This is a genomic window from Acinetobacter sp. Ag2 (assembly GCF_001005515.1).
GTDB classification, from domain to species: domain Bacteria; phylum Pseudomonadota; class Gammaproteobacteria; order Pseudomonadales; family Moraxellaceae; genus Acinetobacter; species Acinetobacter bereziniae.
Genome location: NZ_LBNA01000026.1, coordinates 13,952 through 27,636 on the forward strand (window position 1 = coordinate 13,952; position 13,685 = coordinate 27,636).

18 protein-coding genes are annotated in these 13,685 nt (G+C 40.3%); 6 read left to right on the forward strand and 12 right to left on the reverse strand.

Annotated features, from left to right (window positions below; translation table 11 throughout):
* The first annotated feature begins 1 nt into the window (after position 1).
* The 4 genes from AAV97_RS02145 (at position 2) to AAV97_RS02160 (ending at position 3,026) form a co-directional block, all read left to right on the forward strand.
* Positions 2–748 carry a helix-turn-helix domain-containing protein gene (locus AAV97_RS02145; RefSeq protein ID WP_046759682.1) on the forward strand — a complete coding sequence of 249 codons (747 nt, stop codon included), beginning with the start codon at positions 2–4 and terminating at the stop codon, positions 746–748.
* A 183-nt stretch (positions 749–931) separates the two neighbouring features.
* Positions 932–1,456, forward strand: coding sequence for a hypothetical protein (locus AAV97_RS02150; protein ID WP_046759683.1), 525 nt, complete (start codon positions 932–934; stop codon positions 1,454–1,456).
* A 153-nt stretch (positions 1,457–1,609) separates the two neighbouring features.
* On the forward strand, positions 1,610–2,155 hold the full coding sequence (locus AAV97_RS02155; protein ID WP_042086255.1) for a glutathione peroxidase: 546 nt from the start codon (positions 1,610–1,612) through the stop codon (positions 2,153–2,155).
* Between the two features lie 262 nt (positions 2,156–2,417).
* A complete protein-coding gene (locus AAV97_RS02160; protein ID WP_046759684.1) occupies positions 2,418–3,026 on the forward strand; it encodes a hypothetical protein in 609 nt (202 codons plus the stop codon).
* A 21-nt stretch (positions 3,027–3,047) separates the two neighbouring features.
* Here the strand turns inward: AAV97_RS02160 and AAV97_RS02165 are convergent, their stop codons facing one another.
* Positions 3,048–3,512 carry a hypothetical protein gene (locus AAV97_RS02165; RefSeq protein WP_004831975.1) on the reverse strand — a complete coding sequence of 155 codons (465 nt, stop codon included), beginning with the start codon at positions 3,510–3,512 and terminating at the stop codon, positions 3,048–3,050.
* Between the two features lie 94 nt (positions 3,513–3,606).
* Between AAV97_RS02165 and AAV97_RS02170 the strand changes: the two genes are divergently transcribed.
* Positions 3,607–4,050 carry an ATP-binding protein gene (locus AAV97_RS02170; protein ID WP_042086251.1) on the forward strand — a complete coding sequence of 148 codons (444 nt, stop codon included), beginning with the start codon at positions 3,607–3,609 and terminating at the stop codon, positions 4,048–4,050.
* Between the two features lie 4 nt (positions 4,051–4,054).
* Here AAV97_RS02170 and AAV97_RS02175 read toward each other — a convergent pair whose 3' ends face one another.
* Positions 4,055–4,354 (reverse strand): hypothetical protein, encoded by a 300-nt coding sequence (locus AAV97_RS02175; protein ID WP_046759694.1) that lies wholly within the window; start codon positions 4,352–4,354, stop codon positions 4,055–4,057.
* A 96-nt stretch (positions 4,355–4,450) separates the two neighbouring features.
* On the opposite strand from AAV97_RS02175, the gene AAV97_RS02180 reads away from it, so the two are divergent.
* Positions 4,451–5,227 carry a tRNA(His) guanylyltransferase Thg1 family protein gene (locus tag AAV97_RS02180; RefSeq protein WP_042086250.1) on the forward strand — a complete coding sequence of 259 codons (777 nt, stop codon included), beginning with the start codon at positions 4,451–4,453 and terminating at the stop codon, positions 5,225–5,227.
* A 189-nt stretch (positions 5,228–5,416) separates the two neighbouring features.
* On the opposite strand, the gene AAV97_RS02185 is transcribed toward AAV97_RS02180, so the two are convergent.
* The 10 genes from AAV97_RS02185 to AAV97_RS02230 form a co-directional block, all read right to left on the reverse strand.
* Complete coding sequence (locus AAV97_RS02185; RefSeq protein WP_004831982.1) at positions 5,417–5,836, reverse strand: F0F1 ATP synthase subunit epsilon; 420 nt, start codon at positions 5,834–5,836, stop codon at positions 5,417–5,419.
* Between the two features lie 27 nt (positions 5,837–5,863).
* Positions 5,864–7,258, reverse strand: a complete 1,395-nt coding sequence (gene atpD, locus AAV97_RS02190) for a F0F1 ATP synthase subunit beta (protein WP_004831984.1) — start codon at positions 7,256–7,258, stop codon at positions 5,864–5,866.
* Positions 7,259–7,284: 26 nt separating this feature from the next.
* A complete protein-coding gene (gene atpG / locus AAV97_RS02195) occupies positions 7,285–8,154 on the reverse strand; it encodes a F0F1 ATP synthase subunit gamma (RefSeq protein WP_004831987.1) in 870 nt (289 codons plus the stop codon).
* Between the two features lie 88 nt (positions 8,155–8,242).
* On the reverse strand, positions 8,243–9,787 hold the full coding sequence (gene atpA, locus AAV97_RS02200; protein ID WP_004831988.1) for a F0F1 ATP synthase subunit alpha: 1,545 nt from the start codon (positions 9,785–9,787) through the stop codon (positions 8,243–8,245).
* A 58-nt stretch (positions 9,788–9,845) separates the two neighbouring features.
* Positions 9,846–10,382, reverse strand: a complete 537-nt coding sequence (locus AAV97_RS02205; protein WP_004831989.1) for a F0F1 ATP synthase subunit delta — start codon at positions 10,380–10,382, stop codon at positions 9,846–9,848.
* A gap of 11 nt (positions 10,383–10,393) precedes the next feature.
* Complete coding sequence (locus AAV97_RS02210) at positions 10,394–10,864, reverse strand: F0F1 ATP synthase subunit B (RefSeq protein WP_004831990.1); 471 nt, start codon at positions 10,862–10,864, stop codon at positions 10,394–10,396.
* A 39-nt stretch (positions 10,865–10,903) separates the two neighbouring features.
* Positions 10,904–11,149, reverse strand: a complete 246-nt coding sequence (gene atpE, locus AAV97_RS02215; RefSeq protein WP_000424060.1) for a F0F1 ATP synthase subunit C — start codon at positions 11,147–11,149, stop codon at positions 10,904–10,906.
* 83 nt (positions 11,150–11,232) lie between these two features.
* Positions 11,233–12,108 (reverse strand): F0F1 ATP synthase subunit A, encoded by an 876-nt coding sequence (atpB, locus tag AAV97_RS02220; RefSeq protein WP_004831991.1) that lies wholly within the window; start codon positions 12,106–12,108, stop codon positions 11,233–11,235.
* A gap of 103 nt (positions 12,109–12,211) precedes the next feature.
* A complete protein-coding gene (locus AAV97_RS02225) occupies positions 12,212–12,610 on the reverse strand; it encodes an ATP synthase subunit I (RefSeq protein ID WP_005034576.1) in 399 nt (132 codons plus the stop codon).
* A gap of 171 nt (positions 12,611–12,781) precedes the next feature.
* The gene (locus tag AAV97_RS02230) at positions 12,782–13,624 is read right to left on the reverse strand and encodes a metal ABC transporter substrate-binding protein (protein ID WP_046759685.1); all 843 of its coding nucleotides are present in this window, start codon (positions 13,622–13,624) and stop codon (positions 12,782–12,784) included.
* Positions 13,625–13,685: the final 61 nt, after the last annotated feature.

Here is a 13,685-nt window from a genome sequence, read left to right on the forward strand (position 1 = left end):
CATGTATTCCAATCTGATTTCCGTAGAAGAATTTTTCTATCAGAAACATGATGTCGTCACCCCTCATTGTAATTTATGGGGTGACTTCAATTTAAGCCTAAATGGTACTTTAGAGCTGACCGTTGCAGATCAAACTTATTTATCACCGCCCAGTTATGGTTTATGGATTCCCCCGCAAACTGAACATTGCTGTACAGCGGTCGATGATTTATTAACACATTATATTTGTATCCGTCTTCATCCGCAGCTTTGCCAACAGTTGTCAAGCAACACACAAACATTAAGTATTCGACCATTTTTGCGCCATACCATTGAAGAAATTTTGGATCAGCAAAAGCAAGGAATTCCTTCTCCAACATATCATCAACACCTATTACAACTGTTGGTTGATCAAATTCAAAATAGCCCCTGTTATGAACACTATTTACCGCAAACAAATCATCCCATTTTAAAGCCAATTCTTGAACAGCTTTCAGATACCCAGCAATTTAACCACGGCTTACAGGAAATCTTAGATAGCTTTCAGATTACTGAACGACACGCACTTCGACTCAGCCAAGATTCGCTAAAACTGTCTCTGTCTGAATGGCGCAATCGTGCCAAAATCATTCATGCTATTTCACTGATTCAACAAGGTTTTTCAGTGAAAAAAATCAGCCTAGAATTGGGATACCAACACACTTCTAGCTTTATTGAATTTTTTAAACGTTATACACAGCAGACACCTGCTCAGATGCGAAATATTTAGATTAGAACCTCTTTTGAGTGACAATTTTCACTTTATTGCTAAGCTTATGTACAAAAATACTATAGAAAATTGCCTTAAAATTGTGCATTTTGCATCTTATGCTCAAAATTAAGCATATAACTTTATGAATATGTAGACTTAGGGTCAGGTTCTTAAGAATTTTAAATAATGAAGGGTTTTATAATGAAAAAATTACTACTTGCTACGCTATGTGCTTCAGCATTGGTTTTAACTGCGTGTGACAAAAAACCAGCAGATGCTGCGTCTGGCACAGACAGCAAACCAGCTGCTGCGGCTGCTTCACTCAGCACCAACAATGCTGCGGATATCAAAAGTGACTTAACTGCACTTCAAACAATGTCTACAGCGAAAGCAAAAGAAGCATTAAACTTCCAAACTGAAGTTATGCAAGCTGCTCAAAAAGGTGATAAAGATGCGCTGAAAGGCGTTGTTGATAAAATGAAAACTTATGTTGATGGCTTCAACAAAGACCTTGATGGTTTAGCACTTAAGAGTACTGAAGTTGCATCAGTACGTGACAAAATGAAAGAATCAAACAACCTAGGCGTTGAAATGTCTGAAGCTGGTTTAGCAAGTTCACCAGATCCACAAAAAATTATGGAACTTCAAAAGAAAGGTACTGAGTTACAGCAAAGCCTGTTAACTGAAATGCAAGCGCTTCAAACGAAAGCCAATGCTGCACCATAATCAATTCAATTTGATTCATGCTAAAAGCAGGTCTCTTGATCTGCTTTTTTTATTTGCACTTAGATACAAATGCAACTTGCCGAAATCATGCAATATCGTTAAAACATTAAACATATTTTTCTACTTGAAGACTTAATGTTTAAGGATAAAGCCATGAGCAATTCTGTATACGATATTCCAGTCAATACCATCAAAGGTGAGCCAGTTACCTTGAATCAATATCAAGGTAAAGTCCTGTTAATTGTCAATGTTGCTTCTAAATGTGGGCTAACGCCACAATATGAGGGGCTGGAAAAACTTTATACCGAAAAAAAAGAGCAAGGATTTGAAGTTTTAGGCTTTCCTGCAAATAACTTTCTTGCTCAAGAACCTGGTAGCAATGATGAGATCGAGCAATTTTGTTCATTGACCTACAATGTCGACTTTCCACTTTTTGCAAAAATTTCTGTGGCTGGCGATGACAAGCACCCGCTCTATGATACTTTAATTCATTCAATTCCAGAGCGAATTGGTGAAGGTCCATGGTGGAAAGATTTAGTCGATTACGGTTTAACGCCAAATCCTAAACCAGAAGTACTTTGGAACTTTGAGAAGTTCTTAATTGGAAAAAATGGTGAAATTGTGGCACGTTTTGCACCAGATATTACTGCTGATGACCCACGTATCACTTCAGCAATCGAAGCTGAATTGGCTAAATAACAACACAACTTTAAATAACAGCGCAACTTGATACTAAACATCGTAAATTGATGCTCTAAAAACTTTAGCCTCATTTTATAGAACATTCGATACTCACGATTAAATAAGCGTACGAGTGCAACCATTGCACTCGTATTTCACTTTTTTTAAAGAATTGAATGGTTCACGTTACAGTCTGTATGCCCTTTGCAACAATCCTCAATCTCTACATTTTTGCATCCTATATTCACTACATAGCCCATCAAATGGATTTTGGATTTCAATGAAAAAGTTACTACAAGGTGCTGTTTTACCTTTTATTATTTTTACTTCAGGCATTTTACTTTTGGGCTGTAATCAAGCCGCTGAACAATCACGTCAACAACAAGACACTCAACAGACTGAATCAACTCAAGCATCTGATTCAGCACTTGAGCAAAAATCAGAAGTGTCCCATAAAAGCACTGAGGATTTGAAATCTGGCAATTTGTTTTATATCGCTCGTGATGTCGCCGATGCTCAATTAAAAACGGGTGATTATATGGAGAAACTGCAACAGACCCAGTCTGATTTGCAACAGGCCATTCAATCTAAAGATCATGTTGTCTTACAACAAACTGTAAAAGATCTGAGTCGAGAGCTACAGGGCTTTAATACTGCTTTAATTTCCCTAGATCTAAAAAGTCAGGAAATAGATGGCTTACGCCAACAAGTATTACAAAGTAATCAGCAGCTTCTTAATTCAGCACTTTTAAATGGCGACTTGGATATTTCAAAAGTTGATTTTAAGAAAATTGAACAGCAAATGAATAATATTCAGATGGATATGCTTAAACTTGCCAGTATGGTGATTCCCAACTCAAAAGATACAGCTTCTTCTGAACAAAGTTGATCCGATATCTGATTGATTCATTTAAATAGGCTTTGCAACATTACATGACGGATCTTGTCCTAATGCTCGTTTTGCATCAAGTTTAAAACGTGCTTGAGCAGATTTATAACCTACTGGTAAGAATAGTGTTAATCGAGTTCTATTCTTACCAATAGATTCCACCAGAGTTTTTGATAAATAGGCTCCACCCTCTGTACGTGCGAATAAAGTCCCCATTTCCAGATCTTGTTCTAATTTATTGTCAGTAAATACAAACTCATGTTCGCCAGTAAAAGCAACACATTGACCATATGCCATTTTTAAATTTTTAAAGGCAATAATATAATCAATATTCAACTCCGTTTCCAAACCATTATTGACTGAATTTGCCACCAAATTGGCTTCAGTGGGTAGGTTCGGTGTAGTGACAAACTGACTTTGACAAGCACTCAGACTGCCGAAAATAAATACGGAAAATATAGAGCGAAATTGAATATATTTTTTCATTTTAGATTTATAAGCGTTCTCAACATTGAATCAATTGTAGCAAAATTCATAAACATGGTTTAATACGGAATTCATCGTATTTTTGTAGTGTTTCATGCAACTGATTCTATTCACAGGTGTACAAGCTTCTGGTAAATCAACATTTTATCAACACTATTTTTACCATACGCATTTACGTATCAATTTAGATATGCTGAAAACAAGGCATCGTGAGAATATGATCTTTGAAGCAGCGTTGGCTTCAAAAACCAAAATTGTGATCGACAATACCAACATGCGCCAGATAGATCGCGCCCGTTATATTCAACGTGCCAAAGCTGTAGGTTTTCAAGTTATTTCTTATTATTTTGAAACAGACCTCGACAGTACTTTACAGCGTAATGCTCAACGCTCAGGTAAAGCCAATATTCCCGAAAAGGGAGTAAAAGCGACCTTTTATAAACTTGAAATTCCCAAAATTTCTGAAGGCTTTGATACGTTATTTAAAGTAAAACTCATTCCAAACGATGGTTTTGCAATTCAGTCTGTTGATCTATAAAAATTTAGTCTTGCGCTGTTTTCCATACTTTAAATGCCATTTGCATTTGTTGTTGAATTTGTACAGGGACTTTATCGCGTTCTAAATTGGAAAAATCACCACGATAGGTTTCTGCCACAATTGAATTTGCCAAATCTTCGATTGCAATTCGTCCTTTGTGCTGATATTGCACAATATCTGTTTCAGTGAGTGCAATATCCCAACAAGATACAACTGAGCTCATATCGACAGCAATACTGAGATAGTATCGGTCTTGGGCTTGGTAGAGTTCCCAAAAGTGTGCTTGTTGCTCAATAAGTTGCATCATTGAATAAAATTCCATTTTTATTGTTCAGATTATGCTAAAACTAGTTCATCTTGAAATATAACTTTAGCATGATGAATAATTAGTAGTATCGCCATGAGATTTGATGATTTAGATCGCACATTACGAGTGTTTGAAACAGCTTACGACTTTTGTGTTCCACCTGAACAGTATATTGTGGTCCGCTTGGATGGGCGTGGCTTTACTAAGCTCACTAAAGAAGTTTGGCAATTTGAAGCGCCTTTTGACATCCGCTTTCGAGACCTGATGGTCGAAACAACAGCCCATTTAATGCAGTGTGGTTTCAACATCATTTATGGTTATACACAAAGCGATGAAATCTCCTTATTGTTTCATTTCAAAGATGACAGCTTTAATCGTAAAACACGGAAAATCATTTCTATCCTCGCCGCAGAAGCCAGTGCAAAGTTCAGCGTCTTACATAGTGAGATGGCAACTTTTGACGCTCGAATTTGTATACTACCCAATGCAAAAATGACTGAAGATTATTTTCGTTGGCGCCATGAAGATGCTCATCGCAACGCACTCAATGCACATTGCTATTGGATGTTACGTAAAGAAGGTGAAACTGTAAAAAATGCAACCAATGAAGTTAAGGGCTTAAATCGTCAAGAAAAACATGATTTACTTTTTAGCCGTGAAATTAACTTCAATGAATTACCATCATGGCAGAAGCGTGGCACAGGTTTATATTGGACAGACATTGAAAAAACTGGTTTTAATCCAAAAACAAAACAACCGACAGTCTCAACACGTCGGCAAATTTTTAAAGATTATGAATTACCTTTAGGTGATGATTATAGTCAATTTATACAACAGCAATTTTTATTGAATCAAAAACAAACGTTTTAGAATATATTTATTTATTCGAGTAAGCTTCATATAGTCCCTTGTTTATATCACTCATGTGTAAATAAATTAGATAATGTTAAACTCAATGCGTATTCAATTCTAAAATCTAAGTTTTCGTTATAACCCATTTGTTAAGTAACAGCATAAAAAACCACCCTCTCGGGTGGTTTTTCAATCGCCAACTGCGTCTTATTGAGCGCGGTTTTTGATTTTGCGGATGGTTTCCAACTGAGCAGCAGTTTCTGCAAGCGCAGCCAAAGCAGCAGCAGCGTCCAAATCGCTCTTTTGATTTGCAAGCAACTGTTCAGCATTTTTACGTGCTTCAAGAATTGCAGCTTCATCTAAGTTGTCAGCACGAACTGCAGTATCTGCAAGAACCGTAACGACATGCGGTTGAACTTCTAGAACACCACCAGATACATAGATTAACTCTTCTGTACCGTTTTCAAGCAGAACGCGAATCGCGCCCGGCTTGAGCAAAGTGACTAAGGGCGCGTGACCAGGCATAATACCCAATTCACCGCCAGCACCTTTTGCGATAAGCATTGTCACAGTGCCTGAGTACAAAGACTCTTTAACACTTACAACATCACATTGCATAGTCGACATGTGAATCTCCTAAATGAGAGTTGCTAATTAAAGCTTCTCGGCTTTAGCGATCACTTCGTCAATACCACCAACCATATAGAACGCTTGTTCTGGGATGTGATCGTATTCACCAGCTAGAAGACCTTTAAAGCCACGAATTGTTTCTTTAAGTGGTACAAGTTTACCAGGAGCACCAGTAAACACTTCAGCTACGTGGAACGGTTGAGAGAAGAAACGTTGGATCTTACGTGCACGATACACAGTAAGTTTGTCTTCTTCAGCTAACTCGTCCATACCCAAGATCGCAATGATGTCTTTAAGCTCTTTATAACGTTGCAATACGTTCTGTACAGAACGTGCAATTTCATAATGCTCAGCACCAACAACCAATGGATCTAACTGGCGTGAAGTAGAGTCAAGTGGATCGATCGCTGGATAAATACCAGAAGATGCGATGTCACGGCTCAATACTACAGTTGCATCTAAGTGAGCAAATGTAGTTGCAGGCGATGGATCTGTTAAGTCATCGGCAGGTACATATACCGCTTGGATAGATGTAATCGAACCAGACTTAGTCGATGTAATACGTTCTTGAAGAACACCCATCTCTTCTGCAAGCGTCGGTTGGTAACCTACTGCAGATGGCATACGACCTAAAAGAGCAGATACTTCAGTACCAGCCAATGTGTAACGGTAAATGTTGTCAACGAACAACAATACGTCACGGCCTTTACCGTTTTCATCTTTCTCATCACGGAAGTATTCCGCCATCGTCAAACCAGTTAACGCTACGCGTAAACGGTTACCTGGTGGCTCATTCATCTGACCGTAGACCATTGCTACTTTGTCAAGAACGTTAGAATCTTTCATCTCGTGATAGAAGTCGTTACCTTCACGAGTACGCTCACCAACACCAGCAAACACAGATAAACCTGAGTGTGCTTTCGCGATGTTGTTGATCAATTCCATCATGTTTACAGTTTTACCAACACCGGCACCACCGAATAAACCAACTTTACCACCTTTTGCAAACGGGCAAAGTAAGTCAATGACTTTAATACCTGTTTCTAAAAGGTCAGTAGAAGCTGCTTGTTCAGCATAAGAAGGTGCTTGACGGTGAATCGGTAAACGCTCTTCAGTCGCTACAGGACCAGCTTCGTCGATTGGGCGACCAAGAACGTCCATGATACGACCTAAACATGCAGTACCTACTGGTACAGAAATTGGCGCACCAGTATTAGACACGTTTAGACCACGTTTAAGACCTTCAGTAGATCCCATTGCGATGGTACGAACTACACCATCACCAAGTTGTTGCTGAACTTCTAAAGTAGTTTCAGTACCGTCAACTTGGAGAGCGTCATAGATCTTAGGAACGCTGTTGCGTTCAAACTCGACGTCGATAACCGCGCCGATGATCTGAATGATACGACCGCTACTCATTGCTGTCTCCTCAATTCAAAATAATGTTAAACGGCAGCGGCACCACCAACGATCTCAGAAATTTCCTGAGTAATCGCGGCTTGACGCAGCTTGTTATAAATGAGTTGTAGGCTCTTGATAAGCTCACCTGCGTTATCAGTTGCAGCTTTCATTGCAACCATACGTGCAGATTGCTCACATGCGATGTTTTCAATCACACCTTGATAAACCATAGACTCAATGTAACGAACCAATAAACCATTTAAAAGCTCTTCAGCTTCTGGTTCATATAAGTAATCCCAACCATATTGACGGTTAAGATCTTCGTTCGTATCAGCCGCAGCCAAAGGAACGAGTTGTTCGATTTTTTGGTTTTGAGTCATGGCATTGACAAAGCCGTTTGACACAAGATAAATACGATCTAATTCGCCTTTATCGAATGCATCTAACATCACCTGTACAGAACCAGTTAACTGTTCAAGACTTGGTGCATCACCTACGTTTGTAGTTGCTCCAAGTACTTTACCGCCGTAGTTTTTAAAAAACGAAACCGCTTTTTGACCAATCAAAGCAAATTGAACTTCAATTGACTGCTCTTGTTGCTGTTGGACGTGTTTAACCACTTTTTTGAACAAGTTAATGTTCAAACCACCAGCAAGACCACGATCTGAAGAAACAATGATATAGCCAACGCGTTTTACTGGGCGTTCAACCATATAACGATGTTTGTATTCAGGATTCGCTTGTACCAAATGAGCAATTACACGGTGCATATTTTCGGCATACGGACGGCCCTGAGCCATGCGCTCTTGCGCACGACGCATCTTAGAAGCTGCTACCATCTGCATCGCGCGAGTAATTTTCTGCGTGCTTTTGATACTAGCTACTTTGGCGCGAATTTCTTTTAAATTTGCCATACGCTTAACCTAGTATTCGAAAGCCCTTTCGAGCTTCCGAAGGTTGATCCGTGAACCAAACCTTAACTAGATTCAACATCGTTGAATCTTAGTAAGTTTGAGTCGCTTTAAAGCTTTCAATACCTGCTTTAATTGCAGCTTCGATGTCTTTGTCGTAGTTACCAGTTGCATCGATGTTTTGCATTAACGCAGCATGCTCTGAACGGAAGTAAGAGATCAACGCAGTATCAAAGTCTACGATTTTCTTCACTTCAACGTCAGCCATATAGCCTTCGTTAGATGCATAAATTGAAACTGCTTGGTCAGCTATTGAATATGGAGCATATTGCTTTTGCTTCATTAATTCAGTTACGCGTTGACCATGTTCAAGTTGCTTACGAGTTGCTTCGTCAAGGTCTGAAGCGAACTGAGCAAACGCAGCCAATTCACGGTATTGTGCAAGAGCGGTACGGATACCACCTGACAATTTTTTGATGATCTTAGTTTGAGCAGAACCACCAACACGTGATACAGAGATACCCGCGTTCACAGCAGGACGAATACCTGCGTTGAATAATGATGTTTCTAAGAAGATCTGACCGTCAGTAATCGAAATTACGTTTGTTGGTACGAATGCAGATACGTCACCCGCTTGAGTTTCAATAATTGGCAATGCAGTTAATGAACCAGTTTGGCCTTTAACTTCACCATTCGTGAATTTCTCAACATAGTCAGCAGATACACGAGAAGCACGCTCAAGTAGACGTGAATGAAGATAGAACACGTCACCAGGATAAGCTTCACGACCTGGTGGACGACGAAGAAGCAATGAAATTTGACGGTAAGCAACAGCTTGTTTAGACAAGTCATCATAAATGATAAGCGCGTCTTCACCGCGGTCACGGAAGTACTCACCCATTGTACAACCAGCATAAGGTGCTAGATACTGCATCGCTGCAGGATCAGCAGCAGCTGCTGCTACAACAGTCGTGTACGCCATAGCGCCAGTTTCTTCAAGCTTACGTACTACGTTTGCAATTGTTGATTGTTTTTGACCAATCGCAACGTATACACATTTAATGCCTGACTGCTTTTGAGCAATGATCGCATCGATCGCCATTGCTGTTTTACCAGTTTGACGGTCACCGATGATCAACTCACGCTGACCACGACCAACAGGGATCATTGTATCTACTGATTTATAACCAGTTTGTACAGGTTGATCCACTGATTGACGCCAAATAACACCTGGTGCTACTTTTTCAACAGCATCAGTAAGTTTTGCATCAATAGGGCCTTTACCATCAATTGGGTTACCCAAAGCATCTACTACACGGCCTAAAAGTTCTGGACCAACCGGAACTTCTAATACACGACCTGTGCAACGAGCTTTTTGACCTTCTTGAAGGCTTAAGTAGTTACCTAAGACAACGGCACCCACTGAATCCTGTTCTAGGTTCAGTGCCATACCAAATAAGCCGCCGTCGAATTCGATCATTTCACCGTACATTGCATCAGCAAGGCCGTGAATACGCACAATACCGTCGGAAACCATAACAATGGTCCCTTCGTTCTTAGCGGTCGCGCTGGTGTCCAGATCGCCGATACGCTGTTTAATGAGCGCACTGATCTCGGATGGATTCAGTTGTTGCATTGCGCTATACCTCAATCTTTTTAAAGTTCAGTCTTCTGTTCGCAGTTATTTTTAACAATTACGCTAGAAGACGAGTCCGCATTTTTTCAAGCTTGCTAAGCGCAGAATCATCTATCACTTGGTCGCCTGCACGAATAACAACACCAGCAATCAATGCTGGGTTTACTTCAACTGTAATTTTCACAGCGCTGTTCAAACGTTTTTCTAACGCATGAGCCAACTTCTGTTCTTGCACTGAGTCCAGCGGGAAAGCTGACTCAATCACAACATCTACAGTGTTGTTATTTTGCGATTTGAGTTGTTCAAATTCTGTGTCGATTTCAGGTAACAATGCTAAACGGCCATTGTCTGCAAGAAGTGTCAAAAAGTTTGACACAGCTTCAGTTTGTTCGTTACCTAAAACTTTCGCAAAAAGACCAACCTGCTCAGCAGGTGTCAACTCAGGGCGATTTAAATAAGCGGAAAATGCTTCATCTTGCACCGCAGCACTGAGCAGTTGTAATGCATTTGACCAAGCGTCAGTTGCATTTTGCTCAGATGCATAAGCAAATGCTGCTTTAGCGTATGGGCGTGCCAACGTCAAGAGTTCAGCCATATTCGCCTCTCTTAAAGTTTAGCAGCCAGCTGATTCAGCATGGCATTATGAGCTTCTGCGTCAACTTGTTGGTTCAGAATTTTCTCTGCACCAGCAACTGCAAGAGCAGCAACTTGTTGACGTAATTCTTCACGAGCAGAATTGATGTCTTGGTCAACAGCATCTTTTGCTTGTTGACGAATACGCTCACCTTCAGCAGATGCTTGAGTACGCGCTTCTTCGATCAATTGTGCCGCACGACGGTTCGCTTGTTCGATCAATTGAGCCGCTTGTGCTTTCGCCGCATCAATTTCTTGCTTAACTTGTGCTTGTGCATCAGCAAGATCAGCTTTCGCTTTCTCCGCAGCGTTTAAGCCATCAGCGATTTTACGCTGACGCTCACTAATCGCATTGATTAGTGGTGGCCATACAAACTTCATGCAGAATGCGACAAATATCGCAAATGCAATCGCTTGGCCAAACAATGTGAGGTTGATATTCATTGCAAATTCCTCAAATAGTGAATTTCGGAATTAAGCTGATTAACCTACAAATGGATTAGCGAAGATGAAGAACAAGCCAATACCAACACCGATCATAGGCACAGCATCAAGAAGACCCGCGATTAAGAACATACGAGTTTGAAGTTGTGGAGCCAATTCTGGTTGACGAGCTACAGCTTCAAGGAAGCGACCGCCTAAAAGACCAAAACCAATCGCAGTACCTAAAGCACCAAAAGCGATCAAGATAGCAGATGCAATTGCAACTAGACCTAAAGTGAGTTCCATGATAATTCCTCAGAGGTTAGGTTTATACCAAATTAAATTAAAAAAATTATACCTAACCACCTGATGACAGTTAGGCAATACCATTAATGTTTTTCGCTTGCCATGCTCAAGTATACGATTGTTAGCATCATGAAAATGAAGGCTTGCAACGTAATAACAAGAATGTGGAAGATAGCCCAAGGCACAGACAACGCCCATTGGATCCAGAAAGGTAACAACGCGATCAAGATGAAGATCAACTCACCCGCATACATGTTACCGAATAGTCGGAGCGCCAATGAAATTGGACGTGCAAGGAATGTTACTAATTCTAGAATCAAGTTCACTGGAATCAATAACGCTTTTGCAACTGGGTTACTTGGATTAAATGGGTTAAGTGCTAATTCACCAACGAAACCGCCGATGCCTTTTTCACGGATACTATAGAACAAGATCAACGCAAATACAGACAATGACATACCAAGGGTAATGTTAGGATCTGTAGATGGAACAACCTTGAAGTAAACGTGGTGAGGGTCCATGCCAAATACACTTGCACCAATTTGTTGTGCTAGATAAGGAATCCAGTCAACAGGAATTAAGTCCATCGCATTCATGAGGAAAATCCACACAAAAATGGTCAAGGCTAAAGGTGCAATTAAACGTGATTTACCATGAAACGTATCACGAACACTTGAGTCAACAAACTCGATAATCATTTCGATTGCAGACTGGAACTTGGTAGGAACACCAGAGTTTGCAGCTTTCGCCACACACCAGAATATCAAACAGAAAATCAAACCAAGGCCAATTGACCAACCCATTGAATCCAAGTGAATAGCAGTGAACCCCATCTGTTGAGCTTCTGCACCATTCTCAGCCAATTTCCAAGTACCATCTGGCATTTTGCCATAGGTCATATTGGTCAAGTGATGCTTGATATACTCGGTCGAAGTCAGGGCATGTTCTTCAGCAGCCATAAATCACACCTGGTCAATGTCAAATAATAAATAGGGTTAACGAATATCGCGTGCTGCATGATATCTCGTTAATCCCCAAAAAAATTTTCAATTTCTGCTGCGCTTATACTCGTTTTTGTTGCCGTGCTACCCAAAATGGAGCAACCCACGACATCGCCTGCACGAGAATAAAACCACAAAACAATGCTACCGGGGATAACGGTTTAACATTGCTTAAAATTAAAATGAAACCAACGATCACAATTGCAAATTTGCCCATCAAGCCTCGATACATGTTCGAAAGAACCTGTTTTGAAGCACGTGCACCAGCGGCTCGAAACGACTGCCAAGAAAAATAACAACTGGCAAGCCAACATAACAGTGCACCTAATGCTGCACTTAAAGCCGCAGTCGAGTCTTTCAAGACCCACGCTACCAAGGCTGAAACAGGTATCATTAATGCTTGTAAATAGACCAAAGCTTTTGCTAATCGTCGGTCAATCAAGCGACTAGTTTGGCTCATTTTTTATCCACTCACAGCATAAATGCTTGACAAGTTTAGCTGATGATCGTTTTTAATCGCAGGCATTATAGAGTTACACCCCTGAACATGCAATCTTTTCCCGACCTTAGTCGTGTTTTTTTCGATATACAGGTTGCTTTTCATATGAGCATTTGTTGATTAATTTTTGCATCATTTTCGTGCATTAAGTACGCAGGCTTGTGTCTGTTGTGCCAAAGCTTGCCATGCAACCACAAAATCTTGTTGTTTTGCTAAAGTCTCATCAACGGATTGAAAAGAAATTTCTCCCAATTTTCGATATTGACTCGGACTCGCACTGGCTTCTGCAAGTAAACACATTTTTTTGTAAGGACGCGTATCGTTTAAAAACTTGATTTGTGTAACAGTCGGTGCCACATGTGGGTCATCCGTCATTGCACCTGCAAATTTTAAATTGAGTGAACGCTCAAGATATTGGTAAGCATCGTGATATGCCCAATAAGGACGTGCGACACCCGCTGTGGTAATTTTTTGTGAAGCGAGCAACATTTCATTGGCAAATTTTTTCGCGTTGTTCCAATAAGCAGTTTTATTTTCAGGATGCTGTTGTGATCTCAAGGCAGCAATAAAGAAGCCTATACGTACTGCATTGTTTGGATCTAACCAAACATGAGTATCTATCGTGTCTTTAAGTGCAATGCCTTTCGGATTTCTAAGTGGAAGCGCCTGAATAATACCTGAGTCAAGAATCGAGATGGCTTTAGCATTGTCTCCAAGAACTTTTTCTAAAGGTGCTTCGTGTGCTTTACCCAACCAAACCACCAATGAAGCATCCATAATCGTCTTTCGATTATCTGGTGTTAACTGTACATCATGCCCGGTCTGATTCCCTAACAGCAAAACAGGTTCTTCTACTCCTTGGGTGATTTCTTTTGCAATCAGATAAATAGGATGAGTAGAGACCACCAAAGGCGCTTGAGCCCAAGTGACACTAGCAAATAATGCACATAAGCAAAAAGCGATCATGCGATTCATGGGAGTGTATTACCAAAAAAAATTTATGTTATAGTATAACAAAAGTTAAAAAATACCTACG

Excerpts from the sequence above, each read along its gene's own strand:
- AAV97_RS02150 (WP_046759683.1), top strand. The coding sequence starts at position 932 with ATGAAAAAATTACTACTTGCTACGCTATGTGCTTCAGCATTGGTTTTA.
- AAV97_RS02145 (WP_046759682.1), top strand. The coding sequence starts at position 2 with ATGTATTCCAATCTGATTTCCGTAGAAGAATTTTTCTATCAGAAACAT.
- AAV97_RS02180 (WP_042086250.1), top strand. The coding sequence starts at position 4,451 with ATGAGATTTGATGATTTAGATCGCACATTACGAGTGTTTGAAACAGCT.
- atpB (WP_004831991.1), bottom strand. The coding sequence starts at position 12,108 with ATGGCTGCTGAAGAACATGCCCTGACTTCGACCGAGTATATCAAGCAT.
- atpE (WP_000424060.1), bottom strand. The coding sequence starts at position 11,149 with ATGGAACTCACTTTAGGTCTAGTTGCAATTGCATCTGCTATCTTGATC.
- AAV97_RS02230 (WP_046759685.1), bottom strand. The coding sequence starts at position 13,624 with ATGAATCGCATGATCGCTTTTTGCTTATGTGCATTATTTGCTAGTGTC.
- atpG (WP_004831987.1), bottom strand. The coding sequence starts at position 8,154 with ATGGCAAATTTAAAAGAAATTCGCGCCAAAGTAGCTAGTATCAAAAGC.
- AAV97_RS02170 (WP_042086251.1), top strand. The coding sequence starts at position 3,607 with ATGCAACTGATTCTATTCACAGGTGTACAAGCTTCTGGTAAATCAACA.
- AAV97_RS02225 (WP_005034576.1), bottom strand. The coding sequence starts at position 12,610 with ATGAGCCAAACTAGTCGCTTGATTGACCGACGATTAGCAAAAGCTTTG.
- AAV97_RS02210 (WP_004831990.1), bottom strand. The coding sequence starts at position 10,864 with ATGAATATCAACCTCACATTGTTTGGCCAAGCGATTGCATTTGCGATA.
- atpA (WP_004831988.1), bottom strand. The coding sequence starts at position 9,787 with ATGCAACAACTGAATCCATCCGAGATCAGTGCGCTCATTAAACAGCGT.
- AAV97_RS02205 (WP_004831989.1), bottom strand. The coding sequence starts at position 10,382 with ATGGCTGAACTCTTGACGTTGGCACGCCCATACGCTAAAGCAGCATTT.
- AAV97_RS02165 (WP_004831975.1), bottom strand. The coding sequence starts at position 3,512 with ATGAAAAAATATATTCAATTTCGCTCTATATTTTCCGTATTTATTTTC.
- AAV97_RS02155 (WP_042086255.1), top strand. The coding sequence starts at position 1,610 with ATGAGCAATTCTGTATACGATATTCCAGTCAATACCATCAAAGGTGAG.
- atpD (WP_004831984.1), bottom strand. The coding sequence starts at position 7,258 with ATGAGTAGCGGTCGTATCATTCAGATCATCGGCGCGGTTATCGACGTC.
- AAV97_RS02160 (WP_046759684.1), top strand. The coding sequence starts at position 2,418 with ATGAAAAAGTTACTACAAGGTGCTGTTTTACCTTTTATTATTTTTACT.
- AAV97_RS02185 (WP_004831982.1), bottom strand. The coding sequence starts at position 5,836 with ATGTCGACTATGCAATGTGATGTTGTAAGTGTTAAAGAGTCTTTGTAC.
- AAV97_RS02175 (WP_046759694.1), bottom strand. The coding sequence starts at position 4,354 with ATGCAACTTATTGAGCAACAAGCACACTTTTGGGAACTCTACCAAGCC.